16 protein-coding genes are annotated in these 12,770 nt (G+C 68.5%); 9 read left to right on the top strand and 7 right to left on the bottom strand.

All coding sequences use genetic code 11. The annotated features are described in order from the left end of the window. Window positions 1-39 precede the first annotated feature (39 nt). From EV652_RS34390 to EV652_RS34395, 3 genes are all read left to right on the top strand, one after another. Window positions 40-828, top strand: coding sequence for a methyltransferase domain-containing protein (locus tag EV652_RS34390; RefSeq protein WP_132213464.1), 789 nt, complete (start codon window positions 40-42; stop codon window positions 826-828). 498 nt (window positions 829-1,326) lie between these two features. Further along, window positions 1,327-1,449, top strand: a complete 123-nt coding sequence (locus tag EV652_RS45900; RefSeq protein WP_255512661.1) for a hypothetical protein — start codon at window positions 1,327-1,329, stop codon at window positions 1,447-1,449. Further along, entirely contained in the window at window positions 1,442-2,194 is a 753-nt protein-coding gene (locus EV652_RS34395; RefSeq protein WP_132213465.1) for a hypothetical protein, read from the top strand. The genes EV652_RS45900 and EV652_RS34395 overlap by 8 nt, the downstream gene beginning before the upstream one ends. A 243-nt stretch (window positions 2,195-2,437) precedes the next feature. Here EV652_RS34395 and EV652_RS34400 read toward each other — a convergent pair whose 3' ends face one another. The 3 genes from EV652_RS34400 to EV652_RS34410 form a co-directional block, all read right to left on the bottom strand. Further along, on the bottom strand, window positions 2,438-2,752 hold the full coding sequence (locus tag EV652_RS34400; RefSeq protein WP_132213466.1) for a hypothetical protein: 315 nt from the start codon (window positions 2,750-2,752) through the stop codon (window positions 2,438-2,440). Continuing rightward, the gene (locus EV652_RS34405) at window positions 2,749-2,943 is read right to left on the bottom strand and encodes a hypothetical protein (RefSeq protein WP_132213467.1); all 195 of its coding nucleotides are present in this window, start codon (window positions 2,941-2,943) and stop codon (window positions 2,749-2,751) included. Before EV652_RS34405 ends, EV652_RS34400 begins: the two co-directional genes overlap by 4 nt. Window positions 2,944-3,223: 280 nt before the next feature. Next, on the bottom strand, window positions 3,224-4,615 hold the full coding sequence (locus EV652_RS34410; protein ID WP_132213468.1) for an MFS transporter: 1,392 nt from the start codon (window positions 4,613-4,615) through the stop codon (window positions 3,224-3,226). A gap of 68 nt (window positions 4,616-4,683) precedes the next feature. Between EV652_RS34410 and EV652_RS34415 the strand changes: the two genes are divergently transcribed. Beyond that, window positions 4,684-5,109: a winged helix-turn-helix transcriptional regulator gene (locus EV652_RS34415; protein ID WP_132213469.1), complete on the top strand. Its 426-nt coding sequence runs from the start codon at window positions 4,684-4,686 to the stop codon at window positions 5,107-5,109. Window positions 5,110-5,211: 102 nt separating this feature from the next. Here EV652_RS34415 and EV652_RS34425 read toward each other — a convergent pair whose 3' ends face one another. Continuing rightward, window positions 5,212-6,282, bottom strand: a complete 1,071-nt coding sequence (locus tag EV652_RS34425) for an MFS transporter (protein ID WP_158441384.1) — start codon at window positions 6,280-6,282, stop codon at window positions 5,212-5,214. A 67-nt stretch (window positions 6,283-6,349) separates the two neighbouring features. Here EV652_RS34425 and EV652_RS34430 point away from each other — a divergent pair, with 67 nt between their 5' ends. Further along, window positions 6,350-6,793, top strand: a complete 444-nt coding sequence (locus EV652_RS34430) for a helix-turn-helix domain-containing protein (protein WP_158441386.1) — start codon at window positions 6,350-6,352, stop codon at window positions 6,791-6,793. A gap of 9 nt (window positions 6,794-6,802) precedes the next feature. Next, window positions 6,803-7,579, top strand: coding sequence for a GNAT family N-acetyltransferase (locus EV652_RS34435; RefSeq protein WP_132213473.1), 777 nt, complete (start codon window positions 6,803-6,805; stop codon window positions 7,577-7,579). 23 nt (window positions 7,580-7,602) lie between these two features. Here the strand turns inward: EV652_RS34435 and EV652_RS34440 are convergent, their stop codons facing one another. Further along, a complete protein-coding gene (locus tag EV652_RS34440) occupies window positions 7,603-8,190 on the bottom strand; it encodes a TetR/AcrR family transcriptional regulator (RefSeq protein WP_199238566.1) in 588 nt (195 codons plus the stop codon). A gap of 37 nt (window positions 8,191-8,227) precedes the next feature. On the opposite strand from EV652_RS34440, the gene EV652_RS34445 reads away from it, so the two are divergent. Both EV652_RS34445 and EV652_RS34450 read left to right on the top strand, forming a co-directional pair. Beyond that, on the top strand, window positions 8,228-8,596 hold the full coding sequence (locus EV652_RS34445; RefSeq protein ID WP_132213475.1) for a nuclear transport factor 2 family protein: 369 nt from the start codon (window positions 8,228-8,230) through the stop codon (window positions 8,594-8,596). After that, window positions 8,593-8,805 (top strand): heavy-metal-associated domain-containing protein, encoded by a 213-nt coding sequence (locus tag EV652_RS34450; protein ID WP_132213476.1) that lies wholly within the window; start codon window positions 8,593-8,595, stop codon window positions 8,803-8,805. The genes EV652_RS34445 and EV652_RS34450 overlap by 4 nt, the downstream gene beginning before the upstream one ends. Here the strand turns inward: EV652_RS34450 and EV652_RS34455 are convergent. After that, complete coding sequence (locus tag EV652_RS34455; protein WP_132213477.1) at window positions 8,802-9,341, bottom strand: dihydrofolate reductase family protein; 540 nt, start codon at window positions 9,339-9,341, stop codon at window positions 8,802-8,804. The genes EV652_RS34450 and EV652_RS34455 overlap by 4 nt on opposite strands. Window positions 9,342-9,404: 63 nt before the next feature. Next, a complete protein-coding gene (locus EV652_RS34460) occupies window positions 9,405-11,930 on the bottom strand; it encodes a Tex family protein (protein ID WP_199238567.1) in 2,526 nt (841 codons plus the stop codon). Window positions 11,931-12,195: 265 nt separating this feature from the next. Here EV652_RS34460 and EV652_RS34465 point away from each other — a divergent pair, with 265 nt between their 5' ends. Continuing rightward, window positions 12,196-12,759, top strand: coding sequence for a hypothetical protein (locus EV652_RS34465; RefSeq protein WP_132213478.1), 564 nt, complete (start codon window positions 12,196-12,198; stop codon window positions 12,757-12,759). Window positions 12,760-12,770: the final 11 nt, after the last annotated feature.

The following is a 12,770-nucleotide window of genomic DNA, read 5'->3' on the forward strand; positions in this document are numbered from 1 at the left end:
GGTCTGTCCGGGCGGCAGGTGGCAGACCATGATGTGGGGATGGGCGGAGATGGATTGCAGTTTGATTCGGGGGTTTCGCAGCAGGTGGAGGCGGTCTACACGGCGCCTGATGTGGTCGAGCAACGGCGGATCGTTCGGGTGGCGTTGGCGTTGCGGCCGGGGGATCGGGTGCTGGACGTCGGAGTCGGTCCCGGGTTGCTGGCCGCGGAGATGGCGCCCGAGGTCGGGCCGAGCGGCCGGATCTGCGGGATCGACGTCAGCGACAGCATGCTGGCGATCGCGAGGACCCGCGCCGACGTGCCGGACGGGCCGCGGATCGAGCTCGAGGTGGGGTCCGCGACGAGCATCCCGCACCCGGCGGAGAGCTTCGACGTCGTCGTCTCGACGCAGGTCTTCGAGTACGTCGACGATGTCCTCGGCGGGCTGGACGAGGTACGACGGGTGTTGCGGCCGGCGGGTCGCGTCGTACTGCTGGACACGGACTGGGATTCGGTGGTGTGGCGGTCCAGTGACGACGCGCGGATGGGCCGGGTACTGACCGCGTTCGAGCAGCATCTGGCCGATCCGCATCTGCCGCGGCGGCTGGGCGACGTTCTGGCCAAGGCCGGTTTCACGCTCACCCACCTGCAGGTGGTGCCGATGCTCAACTCCGGGTACGACACGCACACGCTGAGTGCCGGCCTGATCGACATCATCGCCGCGTTCGTGCCCGGTCGCGCGGGTGTCACCGAGGAGGAGGCGCGGGCGTGGGCGGGCGATCTGCGCGCGCTCGGCAGCAGCTACTTCTTCAGCCTCAACCGATACCTGTTCGTCGCTTCGGCGCTCTGAGCGTGAGTGACCGGGAGGGGTCCGAACTCGGCGGGCGCACCCTGGGATACGCCCGCCGGGACCGGTCGTTCTCCCGCCCCTCAGTGGGAGAACTCGCGGCTCGGTGAACACCACCCATGCCCGAATGGCACTGACCGAACCGCGGGACCTCCTACTGGTACCCCACCGGCCGCCGATCACACCTACCGGCACGCGAAACCGCACAAGATCTTCACATTCTCCGAACCTAAGTGCCCCGGGCCGGCTCTCCTTCGGCGCTTCCGGCGCCCAGGCACGCACCTCGCGGCACTTGAGGAGCGTCCACGATGAACACCGCATCGAGGACGCCCCTCAAGCACCGCGATGCACGCACCTGGACACCGCAATCACTCGAACGAGAGCCGGCCCGGGACACCGGTGACGGAAGGATATGTACGGCGACCCCGCGCGCACTTACGCTGGACGGCGATTCCGCGCGCCGGGGGAGGCCGCGGGACGGCACAGGGGGAAGGACCGAGGATGTCGGATTTGTTCGACGACGAGTTGACCGACGACGACCTGGACGAGCTGGAGGCGCTCGGAGCCGCGGAGGACGCGGACCTGATCGTGACCGCGGCGCTCGGGGAAGCCGCAGATGCCTGAGGCAAGGATCGTCTGGCGGGACACGAAGCTGAACAAGCGGACCGTGGTGATGATCGAGGCCGCGGAGAAGCTGTACAAGTCGAAGTTCGCACTCCTGCAGGGGTCGTACAACAAGGGTGGCGTGGCCGCGTCCGCCGGTACCCATGACGGCGGCGGGGCGGTCGACATCGACGTCGCGTCGAAGAGCCCGGCCCAGCGCGTGGCGGTGGTGAAGGCGATGCGGCAGGTCGGATTCGCGGCCTGGCTGCGGACGCCGGCGCAGGGAAACTGGCCGTACCACGTGCACGCGATCGCGGTCGGCGACAAGGACCTGTCCCGGGGCGCGGCGCACCAGGTCGCGGAGTACCGCCGCAAGCGCAACGGACTGGCCAACCGGGGCAAGGACGACGGCCCGGCCGGGTACTACGGGATGACCTGGGAGCTGTACGTCAAGGCCCACCCGCCGGCCCAGCCGGTGCCCGACTCGACGATCTCGCTCGGGGCGATGGCGCACGCCCGCACGCACGACGCGATGACCGCGGCGTGGGGTGCGGACCGGGCCCGGGTGATCGCCTGGGCGGCGCACCCGAAGGTCGGCGCGATCACCAAGGCGGAGACGGTGCCGCCGAAGGGGGTGCCGTGGCACCTGCACTTCCAGCGGGTGATCCGCAAGGTGCAGCTGCACTTCAAGCTCGAGGTCACCGGCGTGTTCAACAACTCCGTCGCCGCGGTGATGAAGCGCTACGGCTACACGATCGTCGCCTGACCGAACCGCCAGGCCATCACAGTCGCCTCCCACGTCGGCGCGTGAGCGTGCGGGGCGGCGCATCGTGCTGATTGTGATGGCCTGGCGGTCCGCGCCTACAACGACAAGGCCCCACCGGTAGCAGCCGGTGGGGCCCTGGTGGTCCACTACCGCCCGGGCACTCCCGGTGCAGCTGTGGAGGTGGAGAGCGGAACCGACGCCGATGCAGGGGTCAAGACGTCAGCTCCGCTTGCCTGTGTGGAGTTATCTCGTGTCGACCGCCCAGACCTGTGCCTGGTGGAACTCGAGGTGTTGCTGCATCGCCGCCGGGGTGCCGACCGAGCCGAGGTGGTTCATCGTCGGTACGACGACGGCCCGGACATCGGTCCGCTTCACCTCCTCGAGCAGTGCGTGGAAGGCCGCGGACTCGGCCGCGTCGCGCTCGGTGTAGACGGTGCCGAGGGTGAATCCTTCGGCGCTGGCGAACGCGGCGAGGGAATCCGTCGCCGCGGCCAGCTCCTCCGCGCAGCTCAGCGCGTCGGCCCGTACGTACCCCAGCAGCGTCGGCCGGGTCGTCATCGTCCCGGCTCCGCGGTGCTATCCACCAGCACCGGCTCGCTCGTCACCCGGAGGGAGGCGAACCGCCGCCGCATGGCTTCCTCGTACTGCGCTGCCTGCTCCGCTGTGGCGGTGTGGTCTGCGATCGGGTGAGCTCCGAACCAGACTCGCACACGGCGGTGCGAGGCGGGGGTTTCGAGCGTCTCCGTCATCAGCGGGTCCTTCGGCAGTCTCGGTCGGTGCCCCGGACGGCTTTGTCCGGTGCTGTGAAAAGAACACAACACCTACAGGTCCCTCCGGAACAGTTCCGAAGGGACCTTTACAGAGCCTTGACGCAGAGTAGGGAAACCCTACGAATCCGCTGGTCAGAGCAGTCGCGACGGACTGGACTGGACCAGCCGAAATGTCCTGTCAAGAATGTTTGCAGGAATTTGCCAATAACGATTCGGCGACCCTGCTTTTTCGACCGCGACCGAAATGTATGACGTCCTGCTAACCGTTTGCACTCACCTGCTTACCCACGGGTATCCTGAGCCCGCCGACAGCCACCAGAACACCCAGTACGGCGGCCGCCAGCGGCACCACCAGTCCGTTTCGGAAGCCGTCGATCGTCAGCTCGTCCGCGGCGGTCAGGACTGCGGCGACGACGGCCAGACCGAGCGCCGACCCGAACTGGAACGACGTCGTCAGTACGCCGCTCGCCAGCCCCTGCTCGTCCTCGGAGACGCGCTCGGTCGCGGCGATCGTCAATGGACCGTAGGCCAAGGCGAACGCGAGTCCGAGCAGGAGGAAGGCCGGCAGCATGGCCGCGAAGGTCGATCCCAGGGGCAGGAACGCCGCGTAGGCGAGTACGGCGAGCACGAACCCGCCGAACACGACCCGCCCGTTGCCGAAGCGATTCACCAGCCATGGCGTCAGCGTCGGTGCCAGCACCGAGTCGATGCCGATCACCATCAACGCCAGCCCAGTCTCCAGCTCGGACCAGTGCCGCAACTCCTGCAGGTACAGCACCGTGACGAACTGGAATCCGACGAACGATCCGATCAGCAGGATCGCGCCGACGTTGGCCCGAATCAGCGCTGTGTTGCGCAGTAGTCCCAACCGGATCAACGGCGAGGACACTCTCCTCTCGATTAGCACGAAGGCCGCCAGTAGAACCAGTCCGCCGAGACCGGTCGCCAGTGACTGGGCCGACGACACGTCCGGCGCCCGTACGACGGTGGCCACCAGCAGCAGCATCGAAGCGGTCAGGGTGAGTGCCCCGGTGATGTCGAATCCCTGCCGTGGCTGGGCGCTCGGGGTGTCCCGTGGGAGCAACGCGATCGCTGCGACCAGGATCGCTGCCGAGACGATCACCGGCGCGAAGAAGACCCACCGCCAGTCGATCGCGGTGAGCAGTCCACCGGTGACCATGCCCAACGAGAATCCGCCGGCCGCTGTACCGGCGTACACGAGTAGTGCCTTCGTGCGCTGGGGTCCTTCGGGGTAGGTCGTGGTGATGATGGACAGGCCGGCCGGGGTCATGAAGGCCGCGGCGATGCCGGTGACGAAGCGGGCCAGGATCAGCACCCAGCCCTCGGTGGCGAAGCCGCCGAGGCCGCTGAACAGCAGGAACACCACCAGCCAGCCGACAAACATCCGGCGCCGGCCGAGCAGGTCCGCGGCCCGGCCGCCGAGGAGCACGAACCCGCCGTAGCTGAGCGCGTAGGCGCTGACGATCCACTGCAGTTCACCGGTGGCCAGGCCGAGCTCGGCCCGAATGGACGGCAGCGCGACGCCCATCATCGAGACGTCGATGCCTTCCAGGAAGATCGCGCCGCAGAGCACGAACAGAACGGCCCAGGCGCGGCCGGTCAGCCGCTCCTGGGTGACGGTTGATGACACGAAAGACTCCCTCGCGATTCATGGTTACCTCTTGTAACTGACCCCATCATCAGGAACCATGAGGAGTTGTGGAAGAAGGCACTTCAAAGGAACTGAGTCACTCCTGCTGCACCGAGGAAGCGTTCCAGTGGGACACCCGGGAGGACTGTGACGTCCGGCAGATCCTGGACCGGATCGGTGACAAGTGGTCGCTGCTGGTGATCGCGCTGCTGGACAACCAGTCGATGCGGTTCACCGAGCTGAAGAAGACGATCGACGGGATCAGTCAGCGGATGCTCACGGTCACGTTGCGCCAGCTCGAGCGCGACGGCCTGGTGAGCCGGACCGTGTATCCCGTCGTACCCCCGCGGGTCGACTACGAGCTCACCCCGCTCGGCGTCACCCTGCACGCCACGATCCAGTCGCTCGTCACCTGGACCGAGACCCACCAGTCCGAGATCGCCACCGCACGGGCGCGGTACGACGCCTCTACTGCCGCGCCGGCGTCCTTGTGAAGTTCGCCGGATGACCCGGTACGGCGACCAACGTCAGAGCGGCCGCGAGTACGGCGAAAGCCGCGAGCGCGTTGAGGGTCAGCGGTAGATCGAGGAGCAGTGTCAGCGCGGGAGCGGCCAGCGCACCGATGAGCAGGGCGAGGGAGTCGGCGGCGAAGAACAGGGCGCCGATGCGGCCGAGCATGCCGGCCGGCGCGGTGCGCTGGATGGCGGTCTCGGCGGTGATGAGGAGGATGCTGCCGGGGAGGCCGATGAGGGCCGCGGCGGCGATCGCCCAGGGGATGCCAGGCGCGTTGAACAGAGCGAAGTAGCCGACCGCAGTGACGAGTTGGGTGAGGGCGAGCAGGTCGCGGATTCCCAACCAGGTCTGGGCTTCGTGCTCAGTGCGGCACCGATCAGGTAGCCGGCGCCGAGGCCGGAGATCAGGTAACCGAGCACGTAGCCGGGTGCGTGCAGGCGGTCGACGGTGAACGGGACGAGCAGGGCGGTCAGGCCGGCGTTCGCGGTCAGGAAGACTGCCTGTCCGAGCAGGATCCCGCGCAGCGCTCGGTGATCGGCGACGTACCGGAAACCGGCGAATGGGTTGCCGACTCTCTCGGCGCTCGCGTGCCGGTGGGTGCGGACGGTGGTGATGATTGCCGCTGACAACAAATAGCTGACGATGTCGACGGTGAGGACGAACTCGATGCCCGGCCCGGCGAGCAGGAGTGCGCCGAGTGGTGGTGCCGCGAGCCGGATCGCGCTGCCGGTGAAGGAGTTCAGGGCATTGGCTGCGGCGAGTTCGTTGCCGGTGCCAACGACTGCTGGCAGGAGCGCGCGGGAGGCCGGCCGGAACACCGTGGTCGCCGTACTCTCGATCAGGATCGCCAGGTAGACCGGCCAGATCCGGTCCGCGTCGGCGAACAGGATCAGCGCGACCGCGGCCGCGCTGACGAGATCGGCGATCCACATCGCGCGGGTGAGATCGCAGCGGTCCAGGAGGACGCCGGCCCACGGCCCGACGAGCAGAGCCGGCAGCGCCTCGAGGGCGAGGGCAAGGCCGGTCGCCACGGCGGATCCGGTCAGGTTGAACACGTGGAACGGGATCGCGACGACCAGCAGCCAGGAGCCGATCCCGGAGATCCCGCCACTGATCCACAGCTGGCGGAAGTCGCGGTTCCGAAGTGTTCTCACGGACCGGGAAGCTATCTTGACGAGATAGATCTTGGCAAGAGTGTTCTGTGAGAATATGCTGGCGTCTGTGGAACTGGGTGAAGTCCTCCGGGAACGCCGCAAAGCGGCCGGTCGCACGATCGCGTCGGTTGCCATGGATGCCGGCCTGTCCGTCCCCTACATCGCCAACCTGGAGAACGGCCGCGGCAACCCGACGGTCTCCGCGCTCGACCGCCTCGCCACTGCGCTCGGTGCCCAGCTGGAGGTGAGCATCTCCGACGAACCGCCGCCGCCTCCGCCGTCAGTCGGCGCAGACCTGCTGGCCGCATCCCCTCGGGGCGAGCAGGTTGTCGCCACTCTCGCCGCCGCTCAGTCCCGCTCTCGCGCCGCGGTCCGCGCCCAACTGACCGAGACTCTCGACTCCCTGGCCGCTGTTCTCGGTCGCCCACCCGCGATCGCCGACCTCGACCGTCTGCTGGACCTGCTGCTCCTCGCCGATAGCGGGTCGAGTGGCGGGGTTCGCGCCCCGTAGGGTCGGAGTATGGAGATCGGTGCGCGGATCGCCGCGGCTCAGTTGGCCGGATCGGCGAGATCGAAGCGGCAGGTGGTAGCAGGCCCCTTGGTAGGGATGCTGCATGACGACGATGCCTGGTACCTGTCCGCCATGCTCGCGGCCGAGCCCGGAAAGCCGTTCGATCCGGACGAGGTCCCGTGGGCCCTTGCCACCATCCGCCAGGCATTCGCCGCCGAGGGGCGGTGGCTGAGTGCCGAGCTGGTCGACGAGGCCAACCCCGGACTGGCCGAAGCCCTCGAGGCCAATGGCATGACGATCGTCTCCCACCCGCCGCTGCTCGTCGTCGAGCCTGACGACCTGCTGAGCCCTGAGCTGCCCGCTGGTGTCACCGCGCACGTGGTCGGTTCCGACGAGGAGCAGGCCGAGGCGAACGCGGTGTCCGCTGAGGCCTATGAGATGGAGGGCGCGGGTTTCGCCCGGCACTCCGATCCTGTGAACGGCGGCTGCGTCCTCGTCCGCGTCGATGGGGTAGCGGCAGCGAGTGCGTCCTGGACTGCGGTGGCGGATGGTGTCACCGAGGTGGCCGGCGTCGGCACGATCCACACCCAGCGTCGTCGTGGGCTCGGTGCGATCGCGACGGCGTACGCGACCCAGCAGGCCTTCGAGCTCGCGGGCGCCACGCTGGCTTGGCTGACGCCCGGCGATGACGGTGCCGACCGCATCTATCGCCGTCTCGGCTACGCCCCGAAGGCAACCGCCGTACACCTGGGTGATCCGGGCGGCCACCTCGCCGACCTGCGCTGACCCTCGGCGTCGGCGGACCCTCTTCAAGAACTTGGTGCTGGTGCCAGCAGGCGGATGACGCTCGCCCGGAGCGCGGTGGACGCCTTCTTCGCCGAGAGACGGTTGGCGCCCGCTGCTTCGCCGGCCGCGTGGCCGAGGGCGATCAGGGCGGAGACCAGCCAGGCGACCGGGAGTTCGCGGGTGATCTCGCCTGAGCGCTGACCGCGGCGGATCAGCCGTTCGAACCGCTCGACCACAGGCCCGTGGCGCTCGTCCTGCTCGACTGAAAGCGGTAGGTGCAGCAGCAGCGGGTGTTGCTCGAATCCTCGCCACCCGAGGTCGATCAACGTCAGCAGGGTGTCCATGGCGGACCCGTGGTCGAGATCGAGGGCGTCGATCGCCTGCATGGTCTCGCGGGTGAGTTCGTCGAGGACCGCGTTCAGCAGTACGTCGCGCGACGGGAAGTGCGCGTACACCGTCTGCCGGGTGACGCCTGCCGCCTCGGCGACGCTCTCCATACTCGCGTCGATCCGCTCGTCCAGCAGCGTGATCGCCGCGGCCAGGATCGCGGTGCGGCTCCGGTCTGCGTCCGCTCGCCGTCTTCTCCGTCGTACCGGCTCATCCTTTGACACCTTGTCAAGGTTAGCTGAGCGAGTTAAGTTTGACGGCATGTCAGAGTTAAAGGTGCGGGAGTTCTTCGACGCGTTCACCCAGGAGGTCGTGGCGGGTGGCGACGCCGGGGAGATCGTGGATCGGTACTACACACCGGATATCGAGCAGGTCGTTGACGGCGTGACGATGGACCGGGAGCGGCTGATCGACCACTTGCGGCCGGTGCGGAAGAACCTGGTGGCCTGGGAGTACGACGTCCACGAGGAGATGCGGTCGGGTGACCGGCTCGCGGCGCGATTCACTGTGCATGCGGAGATGCGGCGGGGACGGACGATCTCGACCGAGGTCTACCTGTTCGGCGAGGTGGCGCCGGACGGGCGCATTCGCCGTACGACGCAGGTGACGCGGGATGTGAGTGCGCGATGAGTCGCCAGGAGTTCCGCGTGCTGGGGATGAGTTGTGGTCATTGCGTGCAGTTCGTGACCGAGGAGCTCGAGGTGCTGCCCGGCGTCGAGTCGGTGACGGTCGACCTGCCCGCGGAGCTCGTGACGGTGGTGAGCTCGCCGACTCTGGAGCCGGCCGCAGTCCGCACTGCAGTCGAAGCGGCCGGCTACGAGCTCGCCGATCAACCCTAGGCCGTGCGGCGGTAGGTGAGCAGGACGATGCCGGAGGCGAACGGCATGGTGTTCGTCAGGCGGAGTGAGTGTGGAGTGCCGTCGGGGAACAGTCGGCGGCCCGAAGCGACCACGGTTGGGTAGACGAACAAGCGGTACTCGTCGACGAGGTCGGCCGCGATCAGTGCGTGCGCGAGGCTGATGCTGCCGGTGCAGACGATGTCCTTGCCCGGTTGGTCTTTGATCTCGCGTACGTCGCCCGGGCTGCGCAGGATCGTTGTCGGCTCCCACCCCGGCTCCTGCAGCGTGGTCGACACGACGTACTTCTGCACTTGGTTCAGGTACGCGGTGACGCCGGTCGTGTCGTCGGTCTGCGCGGGCCAGTAACCGCGCATCTCCTCGAAGGTCACCCGGCCGACGAGGAAGCCGTCCGCGCGCGACGCCTGCTCGTTCAGTACGTCGAGCACGTCCGATCCATCGTCAGCCGGGGCGAACCAGTCGCCCGCCTCGACGACGCCGTCCACGGTGATGTTCTGGGTGACGATCAGATCCCGCATCAGCTCTCCTCCTGAGTAGGGTTTCAGCTGGTACGTCGGACCGCCACCCGTCGGCGTCGTGTGTCAGCGGACGGTGAAGCCTGCCTTGCGGAAGGCGTCGGCGAGGGAGGTCTCGTCCATCGGGGTCTCGGGCTGGGAACCGCCACGGTTCTGCCCGCCACGCCCATCACCGCGTCCGCCTTGGCCGCCCGGACCGCGTCCGCCGCGTCCACCACCCTGACCGCCGCCCGACCGACCGCCTTGGCCGCCTTGAGCGCCGCCAGGTCCACGGCCTTGACCGCCGGAACCACCCTGACCGCCGGAACCGCCCTGACCGCCGCCTGGTCCACGGCCCTGGCCGCCTGATCCACGGCCGCCCTGGTTGCCCGCCGTACGGGCGCCGCGGTCACCGGGGCGACCACCCGAGCTGCCGAGCTCGTCGTCGAGGCGGAGGGTGAGGGAGATGCGTTTGCGTGGGATGTCGACCTCGAGCACCTTCACCTTGACGATGTCGCCGGGCTTGACCACCTCGCGTGGGTCCTTGACGAAGTTCTTCGACAGCGCCGAGACGTGTGCCAGCCCGTCCTGGTGGACGCCGATGTCGATGAACGCCCCGAACGCGGCCACGTTGGTGACCTGACCCTCCAGCCGCATCCCCGGCTTCAGGTCGGCGATCTTGTCCACACCCTCGGCGAATACCGCGGTCTTGAACGCCGGCCGCGGGTCCCGGCCCGGCTTCTCCAGCTCGGCCAGGATGTCGGTCACCGTCGGCAGACCGAACATGTCGTCGACGAAGTCCGCCGCGTTCAGCTTCTTCAGTGCCGCCGACCCGATCAGCGACTTCACGTCCTCACCGGTCGCGTCGAGGATCCGCCGGACGACGGGGTAGGCCTCCGGGTGGACGCTGGACGTGTCCAGGGGGTCGTCACCGCCGGGGATCCGGAGGAACCCGGCCGCCTGCTCGAACGCCTTCGGGCCGAGTCGCGCCACCTCCTTCAGCGCCGAACGGGACGCGAACGGACCGTTCTGGTCGCGGTGCAGGACGATGTTGTCCGCAAGGCCTGGGGTGATGCCGGAGACGCGGGTGAGCAGCGGCGCGGAGGCCGTGTTCAGGTCGACGCCGACCGCGTTCACACAGTCCTCGACGACCGCGTCGAGCGAGCGGGACAGCGAGTTCTCCGGCAGGTCGTGCTGATACTGCCCGACGCCGATCGACTTCGGGTCGATCTTCACCAGCTCGGCCAGCGGGTCCTGCAGCCGGCGGGCGATCGAGACCGCGCCGCGCAGCGACACGTCCATCCCGGGCAGTTCCTGCGAGGCGAACGCGGACGCCGAGTACACCGACGCGCCGGCCTCGGAGACGACCGCCTTGGTCAGCTTGAGCTCGGGGTGCTTGGCGATCAGCTCCGCGGCCAGCTTGTCCGTCTCGCGCGACGCCGTGCCGTTGCCGATGGCAATCAGCTCGACGTTGTGCGCGGCGGCCAGCGCGGCCAGGGTGGCGATCGACTTGTCCCACTGGTTCTGCGGGACGTGCGGGTAGATGACGCCGGTGTTGACCACCTTGCCGGTCGCGTCCACCACGGCGACCTTCACGCCGGTCCGGAAGCCCGGGTCCAGGCCCATCGTCGCGCGGGTGCCGGCCGGAGCGGCGAGCAGCAGGTCGCGCAGGTTGGCCGCGAACACCCGGATCGCCTCGTCCTCGGCGACCTGCCGCAGCCGCATCCGCAGGTCGATGCCGAGATGGACCAGGATCTTCGTCCGCCAGGCCCAGCGGACCGTCTCGACCAGCCACTTGTCGGCCGGGCGGCCTTGGTTCTCGATCCCGTTCTGACGGGCGATGGTGGTCTCGTACTCGGTCGGGCCGTCGGGCTCGACACCGGCCGGGAGCGGCTCGACGGTCAGCGTGAGCACGTCCTCCTTCTCGCCGCGGAACATGGCCAGGATCCGGTGCGACGGCATCTTGGTGAACGGCTCGTCGAAGTCGAAGTAGTCCGAGAACTTCGCGCCCTCGGTCTCCTTGCCCTCCCGGACGGCCGAGGCGAGCCGGCCCTGCGTCCACAGCCGCTCGCGCAGCTCACCGATCAGGTCGGCATCCTCGGCGAACCGCTCGACCAGGATCGCCCGCGCGCCGTCCAGCGCCGCCTGCGGGTCGGCCACGCCTGCCTCGGGATTCACGAACACCGCGGCCGCGGCGAGCGGCTCGACGGACCTGTCGGCGAGCAGGCCGTCGGCGAGCGGCTCCAGGCCGGCCTCGCGGGCGATCATCGCCTTGGTACGCCGTTTGGGCTTGAACGGAAGGTAGATGTCCTCGAGCCGCGACTTGGTGTCCGCCGCGAGGATCGAGGCCTTCAGCGCGTCGTCGAGCTTGCCCTGGCTCTCGATCGACTCCAGCACCGTCTGCCGGCGCTCCTCCAGCTCGCGAAGGTATCGCAGCCGTTCCTCGAGCGTGCGCAGCTGCGCGTCGTCGAGCATCCCGGTGACCTCTTTGCGGTACCGCGCGATGAACGGAACCGTCGACCCCTCGTCGAGCAGCGCCACCGCTGCCCGCACTTGGAACTCGGCGACCTCCAGCTCGCTGGCGATCCGCTGCTCGACCGACTGCACCACCACTGTCCGATTCCCCTCTACCGACAACCTGCCCGGGCGACCCGCACCCGCGTGGCCCATATCCTTCCCCATCCCACCCCCCACTCCGAAACCCGATCCCCCCACCCTGTGGACATCTTCCATGCAATGATCACGCCACGGCCTGGGAGGAACACATGCGGCAGTACGACGACGACGTGGCGCGCACGCAGACGCAGCCGCGCGTCCTGCTGCGAATCTTCCAGGTGGTGTTCAGCGTCGGGGGCCCCGCAATCGTGGTGGCGAGCCGATGAGCGAGCGGGTCGAGTCGCCGGGGCGTGGGCCGACGTGGATCGGTGTGCCAGCGGTGGTTCTGGTGCTGCTCGGCGTACTGGTGCTGGTCGACGTCACGACCCGGCAGCAGCTGAGCCGCGAGTTGCTCGACAGTGGGATCGAGACGGTGGCCGACCAGGTCCAGGTCGAGGTCACCGGTGGCGCGGGCCGTCCGGCCATCAGCGAGGTGCGGGTCGACTTCACCGCCGGAGGTGTGGACCGGATTCGGACCACCCTCGACGACATCGTGGACGATCGGCAAGGAATGTCGGAAGGTGTTCAGCCACCCGCTGCAGGCACCCGCTACGCAATGCCTCTGCACCTCGTCTATCGCCCGTCCGAGCCGTCGACAGCACTGGCCGCGGTCGACGCACGCAAGTGGGCCGAAGACAAGGACACTCCCAAGCTCGGCCTCGGACTGGTGGGGAGCGGCTTGGGTCTCGTCCTGCTCGCGATGCTGCTCCTGACCGTTGGTGCTCGCCGCCGCGGCCTGTCCTGGTGGCAGTGGTACACCGAAACCCCCGCACGCCATCGCAAATAGACGAACTCCCC

The organism is Kribbella steppae (genome assembly GCF_004342025.1).
Classification (GTDB): Bacteria; Actinomycetota; Actinomycetes; order Propionibacteriales; family Kribbellaceae; genus Kribbella; species Kribbella steppae.